Origin of the sequence: Streptomyces rishiriensis (genome assembly GCF_003112535.1) — a bacterium.
In the GTDB taxonomy this organism is placed as follows: Bacteria; Actinomycetota; Actinomycetes; order Streptomycetales; family Streptomycetaceae; genus Streptomyces; species Streptomyces rishiriensis.
In genome coordinates, this window is sequence record NZ_BEWA01000004.1 from 49,763 (window position 1) to 72,387 (window position 22,625).

Annotated in this window: 21 protein-coding genes; 9 read left to right on the forward strand and 12 right to left on the reverse strand. The window is 73.1% G+C overall.

Going from position 1 to position 22,625, the window contains the following annotated elements:
- Window positions 1–48: 48 nt before the first annotated feature.
- From Sri02f_RS07190 to Sri02f_RS07205, 4 genes are all read right to left on the reverse strand, one after another.
- Window positions 49–1,167, reverse strand: a complete 1,119-nt coding sequence (locus Sri02f_RS07190) for an LLM class flavin-dependent oxidoreductase (RefSeq protein WP_109000251.1) — start codon at window positions 1,165–1,167, stop codon at window positions 49–51.
- 109 nt (window positions 1,168–1,276) lie between these two features.
- A complete protein-coding gene (locus Sri02f_RS07195; protein ID WP_109000252.1) occupies window positions 1,277–2,047 on the reverse strand; it encodes an SDR family NAD(P)-dependent oxidoreductase in 771 nt (256 codons plus the stop codon).
- Window positions 2,048–2,184: 137 nt separating this feature from the next.
- The gene (locus Sri02f_RS07200) at window positions 2,185–3,108 is read right to left on the reverse strand and encodes an LLM class F420-dependent oxidoreductase (RefSeq protein WP_109000467.1); all 924 of its coding nucleotides are present in this window, start codon (window positions 3,106–3,108) and stop codon (window positions 2,185–2,187) included.
- Window positions 3,105–4,367, reverse strand: coding sequence for an amidohydrolase family protein (locus Sri02f_RS07205; protein ID WP_109000253.1), 1,263 nt, complete (start codon window positions 4,365–4,367; stop codon window positions 3,105–3,107). Before Sri02f_RS07205 ends, Sri02f_RS07200 begins: the two co-directional genes overlap by 4 nt.
- A 207-nt stretch (window positions 4,368–4,574) precedes the next feature.
- Here Sri02f_RS07205 and Sri02f_RS07210 point away from each other — a divergent pair, with 207 nt between their 5' ends.
- Window positions 4,575–7,649, forward strand: a complete 3,075-nt coding sequence (locus Sri02f_RS07210) for an AfsR/SARP family transcriptional regulator (RefSeq protein ID WP_109000254.1) — start codon at window positions 4,575–4,577, stop codon at window positions 7,647–7,649.
- A 281-nt stretch (window positions 7,650–7,930) separates the two neighbouring features.
- Window positions 7,931–8,128, forward strand: coding sequence for a hypothetical protein (locus tag Sri02f_RS07215; RefSeq protein WP_109000255.1), 198 nt, complete (start codon window positions 7,931–7,933; stop codon window positions 8,126–8,128).
- An 80-nt stretch (window positions 8,129–8,208) separates the two neighbouring features.
- Here the strand turns inward: Sri02f_RS07215 and Sri02f_RS07220 are convergent, their stop codons facing one another.
- The gene (locus Sri02f_RS07220) at window positions 8,209–9,807 is read right to left on the reverse strand and encodes a FadD3 family acyl-CoA ligase (RefSeq protein ID WP_109000256.1); all 1,599 of its coding nucleotides are present in this window, start codon (window positions 9,805–9,807) and stop codon (window positions 8,209–8,211) included.
- A gap of 95 nt (window positions 9,808–9,902) precedes the next feature.
- On the opposite strand from Sri02f_RS07220, the gene Sri02f_RS07225 reads away from it, so the two are divergent.
- Genes Sri02f_RS07225 through Sri02f_RS07235 form a run of 3 tightly spaced genes read left to right on the forward strand, consistent with a single transcriptional unit; the run spans window position 9,903 to window position 12,258 of the window.
- Entirely contained in the window at window positions 9,903–11,048 is a 1,146-nt protein-coding gene (locus Sri02f_RS07225; protein ID WP_109000257.1) for a lipid-transfer protein, read from the forward strand.
- A gap of 23 nt (window positions 11,049–11,071) precedes the next feature.
- The gene (locus Sri02f_RS07230) at window positions 11,072–11,488 is read left to right on the forward strand and encodes a Zn-ribbon domain-containing OB-fold protein (protein ID WP_109000258.1); all 417 of its coding nucleotides are present in this window, start codon (window positions 11,072–11,074) and stop codon (window positions 11,486–11,488) included.
- The gene (locus tag Sri02f_RS07235) at window positions 11,485–12,258 is read left to right on the forward strand and encodes an enoyl-CoA hydratase/isomerase family protein (RefSeq protein ID WP_109000259.1); all 774 of its coding nucleotides are present in this window, start codon (window positions 11,485–11,487) and stop codon (window positions 12,256–12,258) included. Before Sri02f_RS07230 ends, Sri02f_RS07235 begins: the two co-directional genes overlap by 4 nt.
- A 122-nt stretch (window positions 12,259–12,380) precedes the next feature.
- Here the strand turns inward: Sri02f_RS07235 and Sri02f_RS42570 are convergent, their stop codons facing one another.
- Entirely contained in the window at window positions 12,381–12,518 is a 138-nt protein-coding gene (locus Sri02f_RS42570; protein ID WP_109000260.1) for a DUF397 domain-containing protein, read from the reverse strand.
- On the reverse strand, window positions 12,475–13,389 hold the full coding sequence (locus Sri02f_RS07245; RefSeq protein ID WP_109000468.1) for a helix-turn-helix domain-containing protein: 915 nt from the start codon (window positions 13,387–13,389) through the stop codon (window positions 12,475–12,477). The genes Sri02f_RS42570 and Sri02f_RS07245 overlap by 44 nt, the downstream gene beginning before the upstream one ends.
- A gap of 189 nt (window positions 13,390–13,578) precedes the next feature.
- Between Sri02f_RS07245 and Sri02f_RS07250 the strand changes: the two genes are divergently transcribed.
- Window positions 13,579–14,043, forward strand: a complete 465-nt coding sequence (locus tag Sri02f_RS07250; RefSeq protein ID WP_109000261.1) for an ATP-binding protein — start codon at window positions 13,579–13,581, stop codon at window positions 14,041–14,043.
- 187 nt (window positions 14,044–14,230) lie between these two features.
- Here Sri02f_RS07250 and afsK read toward each other — a convergent pair whose 3' ends face one another.
- Window positions 14,231–16,615 carry a protein serine/threonine kinase AfsK gene (gene afsK / locus Sri02f_RS07255; protein WP_109000262.1) on the reverse strand — a complete coding sequence of 795 codons (2,385 nt, stop codon included), beginning with the start codon at window positions 16,613–16,615 and terminating at the stop codon, window positions 14,231–14,233.
- Window positions 16,616–16,835: 220 nt separating this feature from the next.
- Window positions 16,836–17,567: an AfsK-binding protein KbpA gene (gene kbpA, locus Sri02f_RS07260; RefSeq protein WP_109000263.1), complete on the reverse strand. Its 732-nt coding sequence runs from the start codon at window positions 17,565–17,567 to the stop codon at window positions 16,836–16,838.
- 134 nt (window positions 17,568–17,701) lie between these two features.
- Between kbpA and Sri02f_RS07265 the strand changes: the two genes are divergently transcribed.
- Entirely contained in the window at window positions 17,702–18,337 is a 636-nt protein-coding gene (locus tag Sri02f_RS07265) for a TetR family transcriptional regulator (protein ID WP_109000264.1), read from the forward strand.
- Window positions 18,338–18,436: 99 nt separating this feature from the next.
- On the opposite strand, the gene Sri02f_RS07270 is transcribed toward Sri02f_RS07265, so the two are convergent.
- Window positions 18,437–18,889, reverse strand: a complete 453-nt coding sequence (locus tag Sri02f_RS07270; protein ID WP_109000265.1) for an Lrp/AsnC family transcriptional regulator — start codon at window positions 18,887–18,889, stop codon at window positions 18,437–18,439.
- 82 nt (window positions 18,890–18,971) lie between these two features.
- Between Sri02f_RS07270 and Sri02f_RS07275 the strand changes: the two genes are divergently transcribed.
- On the forward strand, window positions 18,972–19,625 hold the full coding sequence (locus tag Sri02f_RS07275) for a LysE family translocator (protein WP_109000266.1): 654 nt from the start codon (window positions 18,972–18,974) through the stop codon (window positions 19,623–19,625).
- Here Sri02f_RS07275 and Sri02f_RS07280 read toward each other — a convergent pair.
- The gene (locus Sri02f_RS07280; protein WP_109000267.1) at window positions 19,622–20,125 is read right to left on the reverse strand and encodes a nitroreductase family deazaflavin-dependent oxidoreductase; all 504 of its coding nucleotides are present in this window, start codon (window positions 20,123–20,125) and stop codon (window positions 19,622–19,624) included. The genes Sri02f_RS07275 and Sri02f_RS07280 overlap by 4 nt on opposite strands.
- The gene (locus tag Sri02f_RS07285; protein WP_109000268.1) at window positions 20,122–21,342 is read right to left on the reverse strand and encodes an acyl-CoA dehydrogenase family protein; all 1,221 of its coding nucleotides are present in this window, start codon (window positions 21,340–21,342) and stop codon (window positions 20,122–20,124) included. Before Sri02f_RS07285 ends, Sri02f_RS07280 begins: the two co-directional genes overlap by 4 nt.
- Before the next feature lie 79 nt (window positions 21,343–21,421).
- Here Sri02f_RS07285 and Sri02f_RS07290 point away from each other — a divergent pair, with 79 nt between their 5' ends.
- The gene (locus Sri02f_RS07290; protein WP_109000269.1) at window positions 21,422–22,594 is read left to right on the forward strand and encodes a thiolase C-terminal domain-containing protein; all 1,173 of its coding nucleotides are present in this window, start codon (window positions 21,422–21,424) and stop codon (window positions 22,592–22,594) included.
- Window positions 22,595–22,625: the final 31 nt, after the last annotated feature.

The window sequence follows — 22,625 nt, forward strand, 5'->3', positions numbered from 1 at the left end:
CCGCGTGGGCGCGACCGGCCCGCACACACCCGCAGCCGGCGTACGACCTCAGACAGTCCCCCGGAACCGCGACGTCCGGTGGACGGGATCCGTGTCGATCTTCGGGATCACGTGCTCCCCGATCAGCCGGATCGTCTGGAGCGTCTCCTCCTTCGGCACGCCCACCGGAAGCCCGAAGGACAGCTGGTCGGCCCCGGCCTGTTCCCACCGCTTGCACTGGCGGGTCACCTCGTCCGGGTCGCCGCAGATCAGCAGCTCCTCCTCGATGAGGAGTTCGACGAACTCGGCGTTGTACTCGGGCAGCGTCTCCGGCCAGACGGGGAAGCCCTCGGGGCGCGGGAAGGTGTCGTGGTAGCGGAACACCAGGGACGGCAGGTAGTGCAGTTCGCCCTCGACGGCGATCCGGATCGCCTCGTCGTGGGTGGGCGCGCAGATCGCCGTCGTCGTCACCATCACGTTGTCGTTGACGAAGTCGCCGATCGGCTCGGCGTTCACGACGGCCGTCTTGTACTGGTCCAGCACCCACTCCATGTCGGACACCTTCTGGATGCTGAAGCCCAGCACCCCGAGGCCCTTCTTCGCGGCCATCGCGTACGACGGCGGCGATCCGGCGGCGTACCACATCGCCGGGTGCGACTTCCCGTACGGCTTCGGCAGGATCTTGCGCGGCGGCAGCTGCCAGTGCTTGCCCTGGAAGCCGGCGTACTCGTCCTGGAGCCACATCTTGGGGAACTCGGCGATGGTCTCCTCCCAGATCTCCTTCGTGTGGTTCATGTCGGTGATGCCGGGGAGAAAGCCGAGGATCTCGTGGGAGCCGGCCCCTCGGCCGGAGCCGAACTCGAAGCGGTTGCCGGTGAGGTGGTCGAGCATGGCGACCTTCTCGGCCACCTTGACCGGGTGGTTGACCGGCGCGAGCGGGTTGAAGATGCCCGAGCCGAGGTGGATGCGCTCGGTGGCGTGGGCGAGGTAGCCGAGGTAGACGTCGTTGGCGGAGAGGTGCGAGTACTCCTCCAGGAAGTGGTGCTCGGAGGCCCAGGCGTACTTGAAGCCGGACCTGTCCGCCTGGATGACGTACTCGGTCTCCTCCATCAGCGCCTTGTGCTCGGCGAGCGGGTCGGTATCGCCGCGCTTGCCCACGTATCCCTGTACAAAGAGCCCGAATTCCAAGGAGGTTCACCGTCCCCGGTTCTGAAAGTCCACGATTCCTGACGGTTCGTCAGATCGGCTGGCCCGACTGTCGCACCCGCCGCATGGAGGGTCAATACCTGACGGCCTCTCAGATGACGCTGACCCCCGCCAGCCACCCTCCGTCGATCACGAACGGCTGGCCGGTGATGTAGGAGGAGTCGTCGCAGGTGAGGAACAGCGCGAGCCGGGCCACTTCCTCGGGGCGGCCGATGCGGCCCAACGGCACGAGCTTGCGGTACAGCCCGTCGATGGCCTTCGCGCTCTCCTCCCGGTCCGCCTCCGGGTCCAGCAGGGAGGGGTTGGACATGGCGGTGTCGATCGCGCCGGGACACACGGCGTTGACCCGGATGCCGCGCGGGGCGAGCTCCAGGGCCGCGACCCGGGTGAGACCGAGGACCGCGTGCTTGGTCGCCGCGTACGAGCCGACGGCCGCCATCCCGGTCACCGCGGTGTACGACGCCGTGTTGACGATCGTGCCGCCGTCGGCCATCACCGGCGCGACCGTCTTGACGCCGAGGAAGCAGCCGACCTGGTTGACCTGCACGACCTGCATGAACTCGTCGAGGGGCGTGTCGGTGAGGGCGTTGAAGCGCAGGATGCCGGCGTTGTTGACGAGGCCGTCGATCCGGCCGTGGGCCTTCTGCGCGGCACGCACGGCCGACTGCCAGGCGTCCTCACGCCCCACGTCGAGGTGGACGTACAGCGCACCGATCTCCTCGGCGAGGGCCACGCCCTGTTCGTCCAGGACGTCGGCGATCACCACCTCCGCGCCCTCCGCCCGGAACAGCCGGGCCTCCTGCTCCCCCTGGCCGCGCGCGGCGCCGGTCACGAGGACGACGCGTCCGTCGAGCTTGCCCATGCCGAACCCCTTCGCATCGCATCACTGGAGCTCAGCATCGTAGCGCTGAATCTGACGATGCGTCAGATGGCCGACGGGCGGACGAGGGACCCGAACGCGCCGTCAGCACGTCGAACCGACGCCCCGAGTCGATGCGGTCAACTGAGCAACGGCGCCACCTCGGCCCCGAACGCGGTGATCTGGTCGACGAGTTCGGCCCGTTCACGGCAGCGGAAGCGGACCTGGATCTGGTCGACGCCCATCTCCCGGTAGGCGCGCAGGGACCCGGCCAGGGCCTGCGGGGAGCCGGAGAGCGTGCGCCGGCCCACGTCCCAGGCGGGTGCGCCGACGTACAGCGGCTCGGTGATGGCCCCCACCGTGCACGGCTCCTCGACGCCGGCCTCGGCGCGCAGCCGTCGGATCCGCTCGATCTGCGCGGGGAGCCTGTCTCTCGGGTCGCCCTGGGGCAGCCAGCCGTCGCCCCGGAGCGCGGCCCGGCGCACGGCGGCCGGGGAGGATCCGCCGACCCAGAGGGGGACGCGGGCCTGGGCGGGACGGGGCCGCTGGCCGAGCCCCTCGAAGTCGTACGTCTTCCCGTGGTGGGAGGGGAACTCCTGCGGTCCGAGGGCGGCGCGCAGGGCGTCGATCGTCTCGTCCAGGATCGCGCCGCGCCGCTCGAAGTCCGCGCCCAGCGCCTCGAACTCCTCGCGCACGTGTCCCGCGCCGACCCCGAGGACGAGGCGGCCTCCGCTGAGATGGTCGAGGGTGGCGTACTGCTTGGCCGTCAGGAGGGGATGGCGCAGGCCGACCACGGCGACATGGCTGAGCAGGCGCACACGGGTCGTCACGGCCGCCAGGTGGGCGAGGGTGGCCACCGGGTCGTACCAGACGGTGCCCATGGCGTCGGCGAGCCGGCGCGGGATCGCCACGTGGTCGCAGGCGGCGACGTAGGCGAAGCCGGACCGGTCGGCGGCGCGGGCGATCTCGACCAGGTCGGCGGGGCCCGCGTCGGCCTCCCAGGGCTCGGCGTAGATCGTGGACTGGGACTGGACCGGGAGCTGGATGCCGTACGCGAGGCTCACCGGGGGCTCCACAGGCCGTCCTCGGTCAGTCCCAGCAGCTCGATGGCGTTGCCCCGCACGATCCGCTCGACCACGTCCGGGGCCAGGTGGCCCATCTGCGCCTCGCCGACCTCCCGCGACTTCGGCCAGGTGGAGTCGGAGTGCGGGTAGTCGGTCTCGTAGAGGACGTTCCCGACGCCCACGGAGTCGAGGTTGCGCAGCCCGAAGGCGTCGTCGAAGAAGCAGCCGTAGACGTGGCCGGCGAACAGCTCGGACGGCGGACGGTGGACCTTGTCCGCGACGCCGCCCCAGCCCCGGTTCTCCTCCCACACCACGTCGGCGCGCTCCAGGATGTAGGGGATCCAGCCGATCTGGCCCTCCGCGTACATCACCTTCAGGTTCGGGAAGCGCTCGAACTTGCCGCTCATCAGCCAGTCGACCATCGAGAAGCAGCAGTTGGCGAAGGTGATGGTGGAGCCGACGGCGGGCGGGGCGTCCGCCGAGGTGGACGGCATGCGGCTGCTGGAGCCGATGTGCATGGCGACGACCGTGCCGGTCTCGTCGCAGGCGGCGAGGAACGGGTCCCAGTAGTCGGTGTGCACGGAGGGCAGGCCCAGGTGCGGGGGTATCTCGGAGAAGGCGACCGCCCGGACCCCGCGGGCCGCGTTGCGCCGCACCTCGGCCGCCGCCAGTTCGGCGTCCCAGAGCGGGACGAGGGTGAGCGGGATGAGCCGGCCCCGGGCCGCGGGCCCGCACCACTCCTCCACCGTCCAGTCGTTGTAGGCGCGCACGCACAGCAGGCCCAGCTCGCGGTCGGCGGCCTCGGTGAACGTCTGACCGCAAAAGCGCGGGAAGGTGGGGAAGCAGAGGGCGGACTGGACGTGGTTGACGTCCATGTCGGCGAGCCGGGAGGGGACGTCGTAGGAGCCCGGGCGCATCTGTTCGTAGGTGATGACCTCCAGCTTGATCTCGTCCCGGCTGAAGCCGACGGCGGTGTCCAGGCGGGTGAGGGGGCGCTGCAGGTCCTCGTAGAGCCACCAGTCGCCGACCGGCCCGTCGTCGCCGGGCTCGCCCATGACGGGTTTGAAGCGGCCGCCCAGGAAGGTCATCTCCTTCAGCGGGGCGCGGACGGTGCGCGGGCCGGCGTCGAGGTACTTCTTCGGCAGCCGGTCCTGCCAGACGGTGCTCGGCTCCACGGTGTGGTCGTCGACGGAGATGATCAGCGGGAGCGGTGCGGCGGGCGGCGAGGCGGCGGGCGAGGCGGTCGCTGAGGTGTCCATGCAGGCACGGTAGCGCTGATCTGACGACCCGTCAGCAAGCCTGCGGGGGCCGCCGGTGATCGACTGTGTGCGGTTGTGCGCACAGAGCGTGTGAGAGGTCTGTGGACTCCCGTGCGCCGCGCTGTGATCGGCGTCTCGCGCAGCTGACGGTCTTGGCGCGGACAGGGCAAACTGGGCTGGTACTTCGGATGCCTAAGGGGAGCCCTGATGGACGACCGCGCAGAGCACGGCGGCCCACGTGTGCCGCAGCAGAGGCGCCCCGGTTCTCCCGGGGAGCCGGCCGCGCTGCGCTTCGATGTGCTCGGCCCGGTGCGCGCCCGGCGCGGCGAGGAACAGCTGGCCACCGGATCCCCCCAGCAACGCGCCCTGCTGGCCGCCCTGTTGCTGCGCGAGGGCCGGACCGCGACGGCCGCCGAGCTGATCGACGCGCTGTGGGGCGAGGACCCGCCCTCGCAGGCGCTGGCCGCGGTGCGGACGTACGCCTCCCGGCTGCGCAAGGCGCTGGACCCGCGCGTCCTGGTGAGCGAGTCGGGCGGGTACGCGGTGCGCGGGCTGGGCGAGGGCGCCCTGGACCTGACGGTGGCGCAGGAGCGCGCGGCCGAGGCGGAGAAGGCGAGGGCGGCCGGTGACCTGGGCCGGGCCCGGGAGGTGCTGAACCGGGCGCTGGGTCTGTGGGACGGCGAGGCGCTCGCCGGCGTCCCCGGGCCCTACGCGGAGGCCCAGCGCGTCCGGCTGGAGGAGTGGCGGCTCGGGCTGCTCGAAGCGCGCCTGGACATGGACCTGGAGCAGGGCTGCCACGCGGAGGCGGTGTCGGAGCTGACGGCGCTGACGGCCGCGTATCCGCTGCGCGAGCGGCTGCGCGAGCTGCTGATGCTGGCGCTGTACCGCAGCGGGCGGCAGGCGGAGGCGCTCGCGGTGTACGCGGACACCCGGCGGCTGCTGGCCGAGGAGCTGGGGGTGGACCCGCGCGCGGGACTGCGCGAGCTGCAGCGCCGCATCCTGCAGGCCGACCCGGAGCTGGCCGAGCCGTCCGCGCCGGCCGAGCAGCCCGCGGTGGTGCAGGTGCGGCCCGCCCAGCTCCCGGCGACCGTGCCCGACTTCACCGGGCGTTCGGCGTTCGTGCGGGAGCTGAGCGAGGTGCTGGCGGCGGCGTCCGGACCCGGCGGAGGCGACGGGACGGGCCGGGTGATGGCCGTCTCCGCGCTGGCCGGGATCGGGGGCGTCGGCAAGACGACCCTCGCCGTGCACATCGCCCACCAGGCGCGCTCCGCCTTCCCCGACGGGCAGTTGTACGTCGACCTCCAGGGGGCCGGGGCGCGGGCGGCCGAGCCGGAGACCGTGCTGGGCTCGTTCCTGCGGGCGCTCGGCACGGCCGACTCGGCGGTGCCGGACTCGCTGGCCGAACGCGCGGCGCTGTACCGCTCCGTGCTGGACGGGCGCCGGGTCCTGGTGCTGCTCGACAACGCGCGGGACGCGGCACAGGTGCGGCCGCTGCTGCCGGGCACGGAGGGCTGCGCGGCGCTGGTCACCAGCCGGGTCCGGATGGTCGACCTGGCGGGCGCCCATCTGGTCGACCTGGACGTGATGTCCCCGGACGAGGCACTGGCGCTGTTCACCCGCATCGTCGGCGAGGAGCGGGTGGCGTCGGAGCGCAAGGCCGCCCTGGACGTGGTGGCGGCCTGCGGCTTCCTGCCGCTGGCCATCCGCATCGCGGCGTCCCGCCTCGCGGCCCGCCGCACCTGGACGGTGTCGGTGCTGGCGGCGAAGCTCGCCGACGAGCGGCGCAGACTGGACGAGCTGCAGGCCGGCGACCTCGCCGTGAAGGCCACCTTCGAGCTCGGCTACGGCGCGCTGGAGCCGGCCCAGGCCCGCGCGTTCCGCCTGCTGGGCCTGGCGGACGGCCCGGACGTCTCCCTCGCCGCGGCCGCCGCCGTCCTGGACCTGCCGCCGGAGGACGCCGAGGACCTGCTGGAGTCCCTGGTGGACACCTCCCTGCTGGAGTCCGCGGCCCCCGGCCGCTACCGATACCACGACCTGGTGCGGTTGTACGCGCGGGCCTGTGCGGAACGCGACGAGGAATCGGCCGACGTGGGGGCGTCCGACGTGGGGGCGTCCGACCTGGGAGCGTCCGACGTGGGGGCGTCTCCCGCGCCTCGCGGGCAGCGGCGGACGCAGGCGGCGATGTCGCGGCTGCTGGACTTCTACCTGGCGACCGCGACGGGCGTCTACGCGATCGAGCGGCCCGGGGAGCGGGTGCTGGACCACCTGAGCCGCGGCAGCTACCCGGGCCTGGAGTTCCCGGACCGCGCCCAGGCGCTGGACTGGCTGTTCGCCGAGGCGAGCGGACTGCTGGCGGCGGTGCAGCAGGCCGGCACCGCGGGCATGCTGCGGCGCGCGGCCGACCTGCTCTTCGCGGCCGTCGACCTCGGGGAGTCGGGGATCAGCTCACGCCAGTACGTGCTGGCGGCCACCGCGGTGGTCACGGCCGCACAGCGGACCGGGGACGCCTACGCCGAGGGCAGGGCGCGCCTGATGCACAGTCACATCCTGGGCGTGTCGGGCCAGTTCGCCGAGTCGGACCGGGAGGCGGGTACGGCGCTGAAGCTGGGCCTGGCCGCCGGGGATCCGGTCGTCTGCGCCCAGGCACCCAACCAGCAGGGCATCATCGCCCTCTACACCGGCCGGCACGACGAGGCGGAGCAGCACCTCACCGAGGCGCTGGCCGCGTTCCGCGCCGACCGGAACTCACCGGGCGAGGCCAGCGCGCTGTGCAACCTGTCCCGGGTCCATCTGGCGACCGGCCGCATCGACAGCGCCGTCTCCCTGGCCCGGCAGGGCGTCGCCATCTACGGGCGCGACGAAACCGGCATGGCCCTGCGCCTGGCCAACGGGAAGTACGCCCTGGGGCTGGCGCTGACCAGCGCCGGGGAGATCGCTCTGGCGCTGGAGGCGCTGACCGACGCGCTCGGCATGTTCCAGGACGCCCGGCAGCAGCTGTGGCACGGCATGACCCTCTTCCGGCTCGCCGAGCTCCATCTCGCCGACCACGCCCCGGCCCGCGCCGCCGCCTGCGCGGAGCAGGCCCTCGCCGTCCTGCACGGCATCGGCGGGGACTGGCGGCGCGCCAACGTCCTGACTGCCCTCGGCCGCGGTCTGCACGGCGTCGGCCAGCTCGACCGGGCGCGGGTGTGCTGGCAGGAGGCCCTGGCGGCGTACGAGGCGCTGAAGTCGCCGGAGGCGGCGGACGTACGCTCGCTGCTGGCCTCGGCGCCGGTCGGGTGAGGGCCGCGCGGGGGGGGCGCGGGTGAGGGCCGCGCGGGGGGGCGTTCATCATTCGTTTATCGCCGTGCGGCACCGTCTGTCGTGCCGGACCGTCGCGTCGGGGGGCAGACGGCTCGGTGCGACGGCCGCGTCGCTGAGCGGGGTCTCGTGGATCAGGCCACAGGACGCCGCCTAAGGTGAACGGCCGTGCGGGAGCCGCCCGGCAATCCACGGGGGTACTGCCGGGCGGTCCCGCTCCCATCCGTTGCGTCACGCTTCTTTTCTTTCCTAGGAGTCACTTCATGGCCGACAACACCGGCGCCGTCAAGCCCGCCGACTTCCACGCGACGAGCGAGAAGGCGGAGACCCCGGCGGTCATCGCCGACACCCGACCGGCCGCGGACGCGGCGGGCGAGGAGATCGCCGCCAAGGACTTCCACGCCACGACCGAGCCGCTGAACAAGCCGGCCGACTTCCACGCGACCGGCGAGACGGCCTGACACGAGCCACATTCGGCGGGGATCGGCCGCGGCGGCGCGGAGGGGGCGCCGCCGCGGCCGAGGCGTACGGGGGAACCCCTTCAAGGCGCCCGCAGCTCCCCCTTCAGCACCTTGCCGCTCGCGTTGCGGGGCAGTTCGCGGACGAACTCCACCGACCTGGGCACCTTGTAGTTCGCCATCTCGCGGCGGGCCCAGGCGATCAGGTCGTCGGCCGTCGACACCGCGCCCGCTCGCCGGACCACGTACGCCCTGCCCACCTCGCCCAGCCGGGGATCGGGGACGCCGATCACGGCGACGTCGGCCACGTCCGGGTGCAGCCCGAGGAGTTGCTCTATCTCCGCCGGGTAGGCGTTGAAGCCGCCGACGATGAACATGTCCTTGATCCGGTCGGTGATGCGGAGGTTGCCCGCGGCGTCCAGGACGCCCACGTCCCCGGTGCGCAGCCATCCGTCCGGGGTCAGCGCCTGCGCCGTGGCCGCCGGGTCCTCGTAGTAGCCGCGCATGACGTTGAAGCCCCGCACGAGCACCTCGCCCGGTGCTCCCGGGGCCGGCTCGGCGCCGCGGTCGTCGACGACCTTCACCTCGGTGCCCGGGATCGCCCGGCCCGAGGTGGCGGCGACGACGTCCGGCTCGTCGCCCCTGCGGCACATCGTGACGATGCCGCTCGCCTCCGACAGGCCGTACGCCGTCAGCACCGTCGCCACGCCGAGTTCGCCCCGCAGCCGTTCCACCAGGCGCAGCGGGACCACCGCCGCGCCCGTCACCACCAGCCGCAGCGCCGAGAGGTCGTACTGGTCGCGGGCGGGGTGGTCCAGGAGGGACTGGTGCAGCGTCGGGGGGCCGGGCAGCACCGAGACCCGCTCCGAGGCCACGTGCGCCAGCACCGCGTCCACGTCGAACACCGGCTGCGGGATCATCGTCGCGCCCCGCATCAGACAGGCGATCACGCCCGCCTTGTAGCCGAAGGTGTGGAAGAAGGGGTTCACGATCAGATAGCGGTCGCCGCGCCGCAGCCCCGCCAGGTCGGTCCAGATCCCGTACGCCCGCAGGGTCTGGGCGTGCGTGATCACCGCGCCCTTGGGGCGGCCCGTCGTGCCCGAGGTGAAGACGATGTCCGAGGGCTGGTCGCCGCGCACCGCGTTCGCGCGCCGGCGGACCTGCCCCTCTCCCACGCCCTCCCCGCTCGCCAGGAAGTCCTTCCAGGTGCGGAAGTCGACCGGGGCGTCGTCCGACAGCACGACCACCTGCTCCAGCGCGGGCAGACCCGCCAGCGGCCCCGCCCCGGGCCCCTCCCCGGCCGCGCGCCGCAGCGACGCCACGTACGAGGCCCCGAGGAACGTGCCGGTCACGAACAGCAGTCTGGCGCCGCTCCTGCGCAGCACGTCGGCCGCCTCGGCGCCCTTGAAACGCGTGTTGACCGGCACCAGCACCGCGCCGGCCGACACCGCGCCGAGGGCCGCGACCATCCACTCCAGACAGTTCGGGGCCCAGATGCCGACCCGGTCGCCCGCACCGACCCCGTTCGCCAGGCAGGCCGCCGCCGCGCGCTCCACGCGGGCGCCGAGTTCGGCGTACGAGATCCGGGTGCGGCCCTCCACCACCGCCTCGGCCTCGGCGTACCGCTCGGCCGCCGCGCGCACCAGGCCCGGGATGCTGCCCCACTCCACGTCACCGCGCATCACGCGCCTCCCCGCCAGTAGCTGACTACCCGTCAGATTAGCGGTAGCCTGACGGACTGTCAGCCGCCATATCGCATTGCGGAGGTGCGCGCAGCGTGACCCTCAAGGACGCCACCGCCATCGTCGGCATCGGCCAGACCCCGTTCGCCAAGCACCTCCCCGAGTCCGAGAAGGCGCTCGCCTGCCGGGCCGTCCTCGCCGCCCTCGACGACGCCGGAATCGCGCCGGCCGAGGTCGACGCGCTCGCCTCCTACACGATGGAGGAGACGGACGAGGTCGAGCTGGCCAAGGCCGTCGGCTTCGGCGACCTCACCTTCTTCAGCAAGGTCGGCTTCGGCGGCGGCGGTTCGTGCGCCACCGTCGCGCACCTCGCCGCCGCGATCGCCGCCGGACAGGCGACGGTGGGCGTGGCCTGGCGCTCGCGCAAGCGCGGCAGCGGACCGCGCCCGTGGACGAACACGGCCGTCCAGCTGCCCACCCCGGCCCAGTGGACCCGGCCCTTCGGGCTGCTGCGGCCCGCCGACGAGATAGCCATGCTGGCCCGCCGCTACCTGCACGAGTACGGCGCGACCCGCGACCACCTCTTCAACGTCGCGCTCGCCTGCCGCAACCGGGCCAACCAGAACCCGGCGGCGATCATGTACGAACGTCCGCTCACCCGCGAGATGTACATGACCGCCCGCTGGATCAGCGAGCCGCTCTGCCTCTACGACAACTGCCTGGAGACGGACGGGGCGTTGGCCTGCGTGATCGTCAGCAGGGAACGGGCCGGGGACTGCCGGCGGCGGCCCGTCTACGTGCACTCGGCCGCCCAGGGCCTGCCCGCCCAGCACCACGGCATGGTCAACTACTGGAACGACGACCCGCTCACCGGCCCCGCCTGGACCGCGGCCAGGCACCTGTGGAAGCACGCCGACCTCACCCCCGCCGACGTCGACGTCGCCCAGATCTACGACGCCTTCACCCCCCTCGTGCCGCTCTCCCTGGAGGGGTACGGCTTCTGCGGCCGCGGCGAGGGGGGCGCCTTCACCGAGGGCGGCGCCCTGGAGACCGGCGGACGGCTGCCGATCAACACCGGCGGGGGCGGACTGAGCGAGGCCTATGTGCACGGCTTCAACCTGATCAACGAAGGCGTCAAGCAGCTGCGCGGGACCAGCACCGCGCAGGTCCCGGACGCCGCCACCTGCCTCGTCACCGCCGGCGAGGGCGTCCCGACCTCCGCCCTGCTGCTCAGGAACTGAGAGCCCGAGGAGTTGACCCCACGATGCTCACCCCCGTCACCGACCCCGACGGCGCCCCCTTCTGGCGGTACGCCGCCCAGGGCGAGCTCCGCGTCCAGGCCTGCGCCGACTGCGGCGAGCCCCGCTTCCCGCCCCGCCCCTGCTGCCCGCACTGCCGGTCCTTCGCGAGCGAGTGGCGGCCGGTTTCCGGGCGCGGGCGGATCTGGTCCTACGTCGTCCCGCACCCGCCCCTGCTGCCGGAGTACGCGGCACAGGCCCCCTACAACGTGATCGTCGTCGAGCTGGCCGAGACGCCCCGGATACGGCTGGTGGGGAACCTGGTGAGCGGCCCGGGAGCCGCCCTGGACTCCTTTCCCCCCGACCGGATCCGGATCGGCGCCCGCGTCCAGGTCGTCTTCGACGGCGAGGGGCTGCCGCAGTGGGTTCCGGAGCGGCCGTGAACGTGCTCCTCGACGTCGACGAGGACACCGGCGTCGCGGTCGTCGCCCTCGACCGGCCGGAGAGGCTCAACGCCATCGACCTGGCGACGGCGGGCGAACTCCGGGACGTCTGGCGGGAGTTGCGCTGCGACGACCGGGTCCGGGCCGTCGTCCTGACCGGCGCCGGAGGGCGGGCGTTCTCCACCGGGATCGACCGGGACGCCGTCGTGCCGCAGCCCGGCTCCCCCTACATGCAGGACGATCCGCTGCTCACCGTCGGCCCCAAGGCGAACGACCTGTGGAAGCCGGTCGTCGCCGCCGTGGAGGGCATGGCCTGCGGAGGCGCCTTCTATCTGCTCGGCGAGTGCGAGTTCGTCGTCGCGGGCGCCGACGCCGTCTTCTTCGACCCGCACACCACGTACGGGATGGTCAGCGCGTACGAGTCGGTGCTCCTGGCGCAGCGCATGCCGTACGGGGAGGTCGCGCGGATGATGCTCATGGGCACGGCGGAACGGGTCTCCGCGCGGCGCGCCCACGAGGTCGGCCTGGTCTCCGAGGTCACCGAGCCAGGCGGCGCGTTGAGGGCGGCGGTCGCCTGCGCCGCCGTCGTCGCCGGGTATCCCCCGACCGGCGTCCAGGGCACGGTGCGGGCCCTGTGGGCGGCGAAGGACGCGGCCCGCGCGTGGGCGTTCGCCCAGGCGCCCCACCTCATCGCCCTGGGCAACCTGCCGAGCGAGAGACAGCGGGAACTGTTCACGGGCCGACCGGCACAGAAGCCCCGCATCCGCTGAATCATCGTGACGCTTCCCGTCCCCCTTCTCCCCGTTCTCTCAGGAGGTCAGCGGGTTGCCGGACCCTTGTGGGCAAGGGTCCGGCGAGCCCGGAACGCGGTCGGCGACCGGGGTCGGTCGCCTCAGGGACGGGGGCGTCGCGCCTTCAACTCGTCTATGAAGGCCGTCCAGGGGGCCGCCCCGAAGCACAGCGCCGGCCCCTGCGGGGCCTTGCTGTCACGGACCGGGACGACGGCCCGGAACCCGTCGGCCACCTCCACGCAGTCGCCCCCCGCTTGATTGCTGTAGCTGCTCTTGCGCCAGGCGACGCCGTTCGGATCGGGACGGGAGATTCGCGCCACGGTAGTTGCCCTCCATCGTGGACCGGATCATGTCCAATGACATGATCGGGGGCAGGGCTGCCGCCCGCAGCCGATCGTAAATCACCTTGTAGCGGCTGACATCAGCTGTTTCTTCGATGAGTTGGCCGTAGTCCGCACCCTCCGTGTAGGCCACTTCCGAGCCGTCCGGCAGGGTCAGGATCGTCAGCGAGCCGCCCATCGCCTCGTGGCCGCCTTGGGCGAACGGCAGTACCTGCACGGTGATGTGACGTGCTGCCGCCGCGTCGAGCAGTCGCGCCAACTGCTTCCGCATCACGGCGTCGCCGCCGATCGGACGCCTCAGCACTGCCTCGTCCAGGATCACCCACAGCTCCGGCCTGCCGGGCGAGCTCAGCCGTTCCTGCCGTCCCATACGGGCCGAGACGCGCTCCTCCAACTGCTCCTCGCCATCCAACAGAGCGTCCAGGCTGAGCACCGCCCGCGCATAGTCCTCCGTCTGCAACAGGCCCGGCACCACGTGCGCCGCGTACTGCCTGATGGCCACCGCCCGCGCCGAGTACTCCATGAACCGCCGTGACCAGTCCGGAAACGCCTCCCGGTACACGTACGGCCACAGCTGCACGAGCAGGTCGTCCGCGCCGAGGACGGCGTCCAGGGCACGCGCCAGCTCCAGCGTCGGCTTCGCTCCGGACGCCCGCTCGATCTGGGTGATCCGCGTGCTCACCACGTGCGTCCGGTCGCCGAGCTCGGCCTGGGTCAGGCCCGCCGCCGTACGGAGTCTGCGTACCCGTGCGCCGAAGAGGGCCGCCATCGACACGCTGGGATCAATTCCGTTGGCCAAAGCGTCACTTCCGTTCCTTACGGGGTGAAAAGTAAGGCTGTGTCACCTGTCGAGCGTAGGGCGATCGGCCGACTCTTGAGCACGGAACGTGACGACTCGTACACGCCGCGAGGCGGGCCGGGTTCGGCAGAGGACACGGAAGACAAGGACGGACGAGCCGTGCTGACAGGAACGACCGCTTCGGAGCACGAGCCATGCGAACTGCCCGCGTTCGGGCAGCGGTTCGCCCCCACCCCGCGAGGCGCGCGGCTCGCCCGGCGGTTCGCCGTCCGGCGGATGGAGGAGTGGGGCCACCCGCCGGGGTCGGACGCGTCCTGCGCGGTCGCCCTCGTCGTCGGCGAACTCACGGCGAACGCGGTGCGGCACGGCCGGGTCCCCGGACGCGGCTTCGGCCTCCGACTCGTCCTCGACGCCGCCGCGGGCCTGGTGCGCGTCGAGGTGGCCGACGCCGCCTCCGCGAGCCGGCCGCCCGCCGTCGCACCCTCGCCGTCTCCTGAGGGCGAGTCCGGTCGAGGACTGCTCCTGGTGGACGCGCTGGCCGTGCGATGGGGGACGGCTCCCCGGCTGCCCCTGGGCAAGACCGTGTGGGCGGACGTGCCCGTGGCGGAGGCGTCGGTCCGGTGAGAGACGTCCGGTCGGTTCGCCGGTGCGTGGGGTTCCGGGCTGCGAACCTGAGACGTCGCCCCCGTCGGTCCACAGGGCCGGCTCAGTACATGCCTGTCACGGTCATGTCACCGCCGGGGGGCCGGGCCGTCCCCGGCGGGGCGGCCGCGAAGGGGCGGCCGCGGTGACGCGCGCCGCGGTGGGCGGCTCACGCCGTCCGCGCGGTGCCCGTGCCCTTCTCCGCGTCCAGCGCGTACACACAGCGGTCCTTGCTGCACGCGTACACGACGCCGTCACGGACCACCGGGGAACCGGTGATCTCCCCGCCGGTGGCCAGCTTCCAGCGCAGCCGGCCGTCGTCGGCCTTCAGGGTGTACAGCAGGTGGTCGGTGGAGCCGAAGTGGATACGGCCCTCCGCGACCGCCGGGGCGCCCACGATGTCGCCGCCGGCCTGGAAGCGCCACTTGGGCGTGCCGGTGACCGCGTCCAGGGTGTAGAGCCCCTTGCCGCTGCCGACGTGGACATGGCCGGCGGCCACCAGCACGGGGTCGACGGAGGAGCGGGCCTCGGTGGCGATGCGCCAGCGGTCGCGGCCGTCGGCGGCGTCGATGGCGTACACCGTGCCGAGGTAGTCGGCCAGGTAGACGCCGCCGCCGGTGACCGCCGGGCCGGGAACGAACGCCGGCGGGGACAGGAAGACGGCCGGCGCCTCGAAGTGCCAGCGCACCATGCCGCTCGCGATGTCGACGGCGAGGACGCGGGTGCCGGCCGAGAGGTAGACGTAGCCGTCGGGGGCGGGGGTGACACGGACCGGGACGCCGCCGCAGGAGGCCGTGTCGCCGATGGGGTACGCCCAGCGCTCCTCGCCGGTGCGGGCGTCCAGGGCTCTCAGACGGGCGTCCTGCCAGACGAAGACCGTGCCCTCGTGCAGGACCGGCCCGGCCTCCGGGGACTCGAAGTCGGTCTGGCAGCCGGAGATCTCCCAGAGCTTGTGCCCGTTGGAGGCCTCCCAGCCCTGGACGCCGCCGCCGCGCGTGCCGGTGACGACCGTGCCCCGCTCGGCCTTGAGCGAGTACACCCAGGCATCCGTCGACAGCCGCCACAGATCGGCGCCCTCGCGGGCGTCCAGGGCGAACAGCGTGGGCCCGTCGGAGGCGTGGACGCGGCCGTCCGCGACCGCCATCGACCAGGCCACGTCCCGGGTCTTGAAACGACGGCGACCGGTCGCCACGTCCAGGGCGTGCACCTCGAAGGAGGTCACGTACACCAGGTCGCCGGCCACCGACGGCGTCCCCCACACGTCGTTCGACATGCGGAAACGCCAGGGCCGCCAGCCCGCCGGGGTCTCCGCGGGCGCGCCCTGGGCGGCCGGGAGCGCCGTGTCGGCGCCGTTGACGCCGGGGTGCAGACGGGACCAGTTGGCGACCAGGCCGGGCTCGGCGAGCGGCGCCTTCACGGCGGCCGTGGCGCGCACGTCGGCGACGCGCGGACCGGGCCCGATCGGCACGGCCGCGCCGGCCAGCCGGATGGGGCCGGTGTCGGGGGCGCCGACGGCCACGGGCGGCTGGACCGGCCGGGCGAGCACCACCGGATCGTGGCGCGGCGGAGGCGGCACGTTGCCGCGGCCCAGCCCCACGCCACCGCCACCGCCGCCGCCACCGCCGCTGCGGGGGCTCACGGGGGCCGGCTTCGCCTGCCGGCCGCCACGGCGGGTCTCGATGAGGGCGACCGCCTTCTCGGGCAGCCACGCCGAGGCCGTGCCGCTGTCGTCGGAGCCGGAGCCGAAGAGGTGGGGGGCGAGCTGGGCCTGCAGGTCGGCCGGGTTGGGCCGGGCCGTGGCGTCCATCTGCATACAGGACTCGATGAGCGGGCGCAGCTCGTCGGGGAGGCCTTCCAGGTCCGGGCCCTCGCGCAGCAGCATGAAGACCGTCTCGACCGGGTTGGCGCCGTGGAAGGGCGGGTGGCCGGTGGCGGCGAAGACGAGCATCGAGCCGAGCGAGAACACGTCGCTCGCGCCGGTGACGCTCCGCGAGTCCTTCGCCTGCTCGGGTGACATGTAGGCGGGCGTGCCGACGGCCACGTTCGTCATCGTCAAACGGGTGTTCGAGACGCCGGAGGCGATGCCGAAGTCGATCACCCGGGGGCCGTCCTCGACCACGAGCACGTTGGACGGTTTCAGGTCACGGTGGACCAGCCCCGCGCCGTGGATCGACTGGAGGGCCTCCGCGACGCCCGCCGCCAGCCAGCGCACCGCCTGGGCCGGCATCGGCCCGCAGTCGTTCACTATCTCTTCGAGGGAGGGCGCGGGAACGTACGCGGTGGCCAGCCACGGCACGGCGGCGCGCGGATCGGCGTCGACGACCGCGGCCGTGTAGAAGCCGGAGACCGCCCTGGCCGCCTCCACCTCGCGCGTGAAGCGCACGCGGAAGAGCTGGTCCTCGGCGAGCTCCGTGCGGACCGTCTTGATCGCCACGCGCCGGCCCGAGGCCGAACGTGCCAGATAGACCAGCCCCATGCCGCCGGCACCCAGCCGTCCCAGCACCTCGAACGGCCCGATCCGCCGAGGATCGTGCTGCGTCAGCTGATCCACCACTTGCCTGCCACCTCCCCGTACGAGCCGCGCCACCCACTTGTGTACACGGCCCCGTGCAGCGTCTCACCACCGCACCGCCATGGCGGCACGCACCCCGATTCTTCCTGGCCGGGCGGCCGGTTGCGAACCCGGGGGCAATCGGGGTGTCTCCTTCCATATGCGGGCAAAAAACCCTCACTGCGGGACGAACCCGCCGGTGAGAAGCCGTCCGGCGCCCCGTTCAGCGCTGCAGCAGCGCGAACGACGCCCCCTGATTGTCGGTGACGACCGCCACCGTGCCGTACGAGGCGGTGAACGGCCCCGCCTGCACCCGCCCGCCCAGCCGGCTCACCGCGCCCAGCGCCGCCTCGCAGTCCTCGGCGCCGAAGTGGACCAGGAAGTGCGGCGGCATCATCTCCGGGAAGACGTCGGCCACCGGGGCACGGCCGAAGTCGGGGGCCGCGCCGGGGCCGAAGAGCGCCTCGTGGAAGAGATGCCCGTAGAACGTGTTGGCGGCCTCGGTGTCGCGGGCGTAGAGCTCGGCCCAGGCGAACGCGCCGGCCCGGTGGCGCACGCCGAATCCCGGGTGGCCGTCGGGCTGCCAGAGCCCGAAGACGGCGGCCTCGGGGTCCGCGGCCAGGGCGGCGACCCCCAGCCCGCCGACCTGCATCGGGGCCGTCACCACCTGCCCGCCCGCCGCCTGGATCCGCCGGGAGGTCGCCTGTGCGTCCGGGGTGGCGAAATACACCGTCCAGACGGTGGGCATCCGGCCGTCGGTCTTGTGGGCCAGCGCGGCCACGGGCTCGCCGTCCAGCCGGGCCCACACGGAGTCGCCGTAGCCCTCCGCCCGCGCCTCGAAGGTCCACCCGAAGAGCTCACCGTAGAACCGCTTGCCCGCGTCCACGTCGGGGAGCTGCGCGTCCACCCAGCAGGGGACGCCCTCTGCGTACACCGATGCCCTGTTTTCGGCCATGGAGCCAAACTAACGGCGGTTCACGCAAGCCGCAGACCAGGCACAGCCGCCTCCGGACCCCTGCGCACCCCATTTGCAGTCGGCCGAATCGCGCTCCCATCACCCCTCGGTAAGCTGACGGCATGACAGGACAAGTGCGTACCGTCGACGGCCGCGTGGCCGGTCGGCGCGGGCAGGCGACGCGGCAGAAGCTGCTCGACTGCCTCAGCGAGATGCTCAGCTCCTCTCCCTACCGGGACGTCAAGGTCATCGACGTCGCCCGGAAGGCAGGCACTTCGCCCGCGACCTTCTACCAGTACTTCCCGGACGTCGAGGGAGCCGTCCTGGAGATCGCCGAACAAATGGCCGCGGAGGGAGCCGAGTTGACCGGACTGGTCGCCGGACGCTCCTGGGTCGGCAAGGCGGGCTGGCAGACGGCGCAGGAACTCGTCGACGGCTTCCTGGAGTTCTGGCGGAGGAACGACGCGATCCTGCGCGTGGTCGACCTGGGCGCCGCCGAAGGCGACAAACGCTTCTACAAACTCCGCATGAAGATCCTCAACTCGGTGAACAACTCCCTCTCGGACGCGGTCGCGGAGTTGCAGTCCAAGGGCAAGGTCGACAAGGACGTGAACCCGGCGGCGGTCGCCGGCGCGCTGGTCGCGATGCTCGCGGCCGTCGCCTCGCATCAGAAGGGCTTCCAGACGTGGGGCGTCAAGCAGGCTGAACTCAAGCCGAACCTGGCGCTGCTGGTGCACCTGGGCATCACCGGGAAGAAGCCGACGAAGTAGCGGCGAAGCCTGCGAGGGCGCACCACTCTTACGATCAAGTCCTGTCTGCCAGGCGGCGGTTCACCGGTTCTTCGTCCGGTCGGGCCGCCGCCTGCCGCACTATGCGGGCAGCGCCCGGTCCTTCACCACGTGCTTCATGACCAGCGTCGACGTCAGCCGCTGCACGCCCGGCAGGGTGGCGAGCCGCTCGTCGTAGAGCCGCTGGAAGGCCGCGAGGTCGGCGGTGGCCACCCTCAGCAGGTAGTCGGGCTCCCCGAACAGCCGCTGCGCGTCCAGCACGTGCTCCACCTCGCCCACCGCCCGCTCGAACTCGGCGACCGTGTCCCGGTCCTCCTGCCGCATGGAGACGAAGACCAGCGCCTCGAAGGTCAGCCCGACGGCGGCCGGCTCCACCATCGCGCGGTAGCCGCTGATCGCCCCGGACCGCTCCAGCTCCCGCAGCCGCCGGTGGCACGGAGAGACGCTCAGCCGCACCCGCGCGGCCAGCTCGGTCACCGTCAGCCGCCCGTCCTGCTGCAGCTCGGCAAGAATTTTCCGGTCGACGTCGTCCATGAGGAAGATCTTCCCTCATATCACCGTGTTCCATGAAAACATCGGGAACACTTTCGACCGCATCGCGCCTAATGTCCCCCTCATGGACTCGGGAACGCTGATTTCTTTCCTCGCCGTCGACCTGCTGCTGGTCTGCGTGCCGGGCGCCGACTGGGCGTACGTGATCTCCGCCGGGCTGCGCGGCCGCTCGGTCGGCGCCGCGGTGAGCGGCCTGGTGAGCGGATACGCCCTGCACACGGCCCTGGCGACGGCGGGCCTGGCGGTCCTGGTCGCGGGCTCGCCCGCCCTGCTCACGGGGCTGACGGCGGCGGGTGCGGCCTACCTGGTGTGGCTGGGGTGGGGAGTGCTGCGGCGGCCGGGGACGCCGCAGGCCGGGGAGACGGTCCACCCGGAGGGGACGAGCGGGACGCGGGTGTTCCTGCGCGGGGCCACGATCAGCGGACTCAACCCCAAGGGCCTGCTCCTCTACCTCTCGGTCCTGCCGCAGTTCCTGACCACGCAGGCCGGGACGGGAGGCGGGGCCGGCGGCGGGGGCGGTCACCTCCCGGTCGCCGCGCAGACGGCCGCCCTCGGCCTGCTGCACATGGCGTGCTGCGCCGCCGTCTACCTGACGGTGGGCGTCCTGGCCCGCAGGCTGCTGGGCGCCCGCCCGGCGGCGGCCCGCGCGGTCACCCGCACCTCGGGCGCGGCGATGCTGGGCATCGGGGCGTTCCTGCTGATCCAGCGGGCGTTCTAGAGCCGCCCGGCCCGGTCAGGCGGGGTCGGGGGCCTCGGTGTGAGGCGGAAGACCCGGATCTCGCGCTCCACCCGCGCCTGGTACGTCGCGTACGGCGGCCAGAAGGCCAGCAGCTCCTTCCACACCGCCGCCCGCTCCTCCCCCGCCAGGAGCCGTGCGGTCACCGGGACGTCGGCGCCCTTCCAGCTGATCTCCGCGTCGGGACGGGCGAGGAGGTTGGCCGTCCAGGCGGGGTGCCCGGTGCGGCCGAAGTTGGAGCCGACGAGGATCCAGCCCCGGCCGTCGGGCTCGGGCATGCAGGCCAGCGGCGTCCGGCGGGGCAGGCCGCTCCGCGCACCCGTCGCCGTTAGGATCACACCCGGCAGCATCTGGGCGCTGAGCAGCACCTTCCCCCGGGTGAGCCGGTGGACGGCCCGGTCGAGCGCGGGGATCACATGAGGAGCGGCCTTCGCGAAGGCGCGCGTCGAGGAGACCTTCTGCACCAGCCGGACGCCGATCACACCGTCACCTCCGTCCGGGTGAACAGAGCGGCCCGCTCGGCCGCGTGGGCGCGCAGGCGGTGCACCGGACCGAACAGCAGCTCGTCGCCGGCGGCCCGCTTGAAGTACAGGTGAGCCTCGTGCTCCCAGGTGAAACCGATCCCGCCGTGCAGCTGGACGCCTTCGGAGACGGCCAGGCGCAGCGCCTCCAGGGCCTGGGCGAGCGCGAGACCGCCGACGGCCTGCGTGACGTCGTCCGCGGCGTCGTCCGTGACGTCCTCCGTCCGGCCGGTCGCCCACGCGGCGTAGTAGGCGGCTGAGCGAGCCGCCTGGATCTGCACGTACACATCCGCCAGGCGGTGCTGCACCGCCTGGAACGACCCGATCACCCGCCCGAACTGCACCCGCTGCCCCAGGTACTCGACGGTTCGCTCCAGCGCCCGGCCGGCGGCCCCGACGGCCTCACAGGCGAGGAAGGCGGCGGCGAAGTCACCGACGCCGGCCAGGGCTCGCGGGACGTCCGCCTCCTCGTCCCCCAGCAGTTCGGCCTCCACGTGCCGCAGCTGGACGCGGGCCTGCGGTCTGGTCGCGTCGAGAGCGGTCTGCCGGGTCCGGACGACCCCGGCGGCGTCCCCCGCCACCAGGAACAGCAGGGTCCGCGACCGCACGAACCCGCCGGTGTGCGCGGCGACGACCAGCAGCCCGGCGCTGTGCCCGTCGAGCACCTGGGCGGCCTCCCCGTACAGCCGCCAGCCGTCGCCGGCCGGCCGGGCCTGCACGCCCCCCGCCCGGCCCCCGCCGGCCCACTCGCCGCCGCCCGGCCCGGTCAGGGCGAGGGCGGTGGCGAGGGCCGGTGCGGGTACGGCGAGGGCGGCGGTGAGTGTGCCGTCGACGATCGGCGGCAGCAGACGGGCGCGCTGCGCGTCGGAGCCGAGCGCGAGGATCAGGGGCGCGCCCAGGACGGAGGTCGCGAGCAGCGGGGTGGGGGCGAGGACCCGGCCGGTCTCCTCGGCGGCGAGCGCGAGGTCGGTGCGGGAACAGCCGACGCCGCCGTGGCCTTCCGGGAGCGCGAGGCCGGGCAGCCCGAGCTGTCCGGCGAGGGCGGCCCACAGGGCGGGGTCGTGTCCGGCGGGGGCGTCGAGGGCGGCGCGCAGTTCCGCGGGACCGCAGCGTTTGTGGAGCAGTTCCCGCAGTGTGCGGCGGATCTCGTCCTGTTCGGCTGTGAAGCCGGGGTCCATGGCCGCCCCTTCCTCCTGATCTGACGGTCCGTCATATTAGGAGTCCGGGAACGAGATGCACAGAGGGAGGTGGCCTCTCATGACAGCGGGGACCCGAAACGTGGCCGTCGTCGGCGTCGCACTCTCCGACTGCGGACGGGTGGACGACGCGACCCCCTACGCCCTGCACGCCCAGGCGGCCCGCCGGGCGCTGGCGGACGCGGGCCTGGGGCGGGAGACGGTGGACGGCTTCGCCTCAGCCGGCCTCGGCACGCTCGCCCCGGTCGAACTGGCCGACTACCTGGGTCTGCGCCCCACTTGGGTCGACTCCACCTCGGTGGGCGGCGCGACCTGGGAGGTCATGGCGGCGCACGCGGCCGACGCGATCGCCGCCGGGCACGCGAACGCCGTCCTGCTGGCGTACGGCTCGACGCCCCGGGCCGACATCAGGGCGGGCCGCCGCAGCGGGACCTTCGCCTTCGGCGCACGCGGTCCCCTCCAGTTCGAGGCCCCCTACGGCCACACCCTGATCGCCAAGTACGCGATGGCCGCCCGCCGCCACATGCACCGCCACGGCACGACGATCGAGCAGTTGGCGCAGGTGGCGGTGCAGGCGAGGGCGAACGCGGCGCTGAACCCCGAGGCGATGTTCCGCGACCCGATCACGGTCGACGACGTCCTGTCGGGCCCGATGATCGCCGACCCCTTCACGAAACTGCACTGCTGTCTGCGCTCGGACGGCGGGGCGGCGGTCCTGCTGGCGGCCGAGGAGTACGCACGCGACTGCCGCACGGCGCCGGTGTGGATCCTGGGGACCGGAGAGCACGTCTCGCACGCCGCGATGTCCGAGTGGGACGACTTCACGGTCTCCCCCGCGGCCACGAGCGGCCGCCTGGCCTTCGCACGGGCGGGACTGCGCCCGGACGAGATGGACTTCGCCGAGATCTACGACGCGTTCACGTACATGACGCTGGTGACCCTGGAGGACCTGGGCTTCTGCGCCAAGGGCGAGGGCGGACCGTTCGTGGAGAAGGGCCGGCTCCAGGTGAAGGGAGGGGAGTTCCCCGTCAACACGGACGGAGGCGGCCTGTCGGCCCAGCACCCCGGCATGCGCGGCCTGTTCCTCCTGGTCGAAGCGGTGAGACAGCTGAGGGGCGAAGCAGGAGCCCGACAGGTGCGGGACCCCGCCGGAAACCTCCCCCGCCACGCGGTGGCCTCGGCCACCGGCGGCTGGTTCTGCTCTTCGGGGACGGTGGTGCTGGGCCGGGGGTAAGGCTTTCGGGAGGGGCGTGCTGCCGTGCTGC

What these genes read in the sequence shown, in the direction of transcription:
- Sri02f_RS07195 (WP_109000252.1), bottom strand. Translation starts at nt 2,047, where the DNA reads ATGGGCAAGCTCGACGGACGCGTCGTCCTCGTGACCGGCGCCGCGCGC.
- Sri02f_RS07205 (WP_109000253.1), bottom strand. Translation starts at nt 4,367, where the DNA reads ATGGACACCTCAGCGACCGCCTCGCCCGCCGCCTCGCCGCCCGCCGCA.
- Sri02f_RS07210 (WP_109000254.1), top strand. Translation starts at nt 4,575, where the DNA reads ATGGACGACCGCGCAGAGCACGGCGGCCCACGTGTGCCGCAGCAGAGG.
- Sri02f_RS07215 (WP_109000255.1), top strand. Translation starts at nt 7,931, where the DNA reads ATGGCCGACAACACCGGCGCCGTCAAGCCCGCCGACTTCCACGCGACG.
- Sri02f_RS07220 (WP_109000256.1), bottom strand. Translation starts at nt 9,807, where the DNA reads ATGCGCGGTGACGTGGAGTGGGGCAGCATCCCGGGCCTGGTGCGCGCG.
- Sri02f_RS07230 (WP_109000258.1), top strand. Translation starts at nt 11,072, where the DNA reads ATGCTCACCCCCGTCACCGACCCCGACGGCGCCCCCTTCTGGCGGTAC.
- Sri02f_RS07245 (WP_109000468.1), bottom strand. Translation starts at nt 13,389, where the DNA reads ATGGCGGCCCTCTTCGGCGCACGGGTACGCAGACTCCGTACGGCGGCG.
- kbpA (WP_109000263.1), bottom strand. Translation starts at nt 17,567, where the DNA reads ATGGCCGAAAACAGGGCATCGGTGTACGCAGAGGGCGTCCCCTGCTGG.
- Sri02f_RS07270 (WP_109000265.1), bottom strand. Translation starts at nt 18,889, where the DNA reads ATGGACGACGTCGACCGGAAAATTCTTGCCGAGCTGCAGCAGGACGGG.
- Sri02f_RS07275 (WP_109000266.1), top strand. Translation starts at nt 18,972, where the DNA reads ATGGACTCGGGAACGCTGATTTCTTTCCTCGCCGTCGACCTGCTGCTG.
- Sri02f_RS07285 (WP_109000268.1), bottom strand. Translation starts at nt 21,342, where the DNA reads ATGGACCCCGGCTTCACAGCCGAACAGGACGAGATCCGCCGCACACTG.
- Sri02f_RS07290 (WP_109000269.1), top strand. Translation starts at nt 21,422, where the DNA reads ATGACAGCGGGGACCCGAAACGTGGCCGTCGTCGGCGTCGCACTCTCC.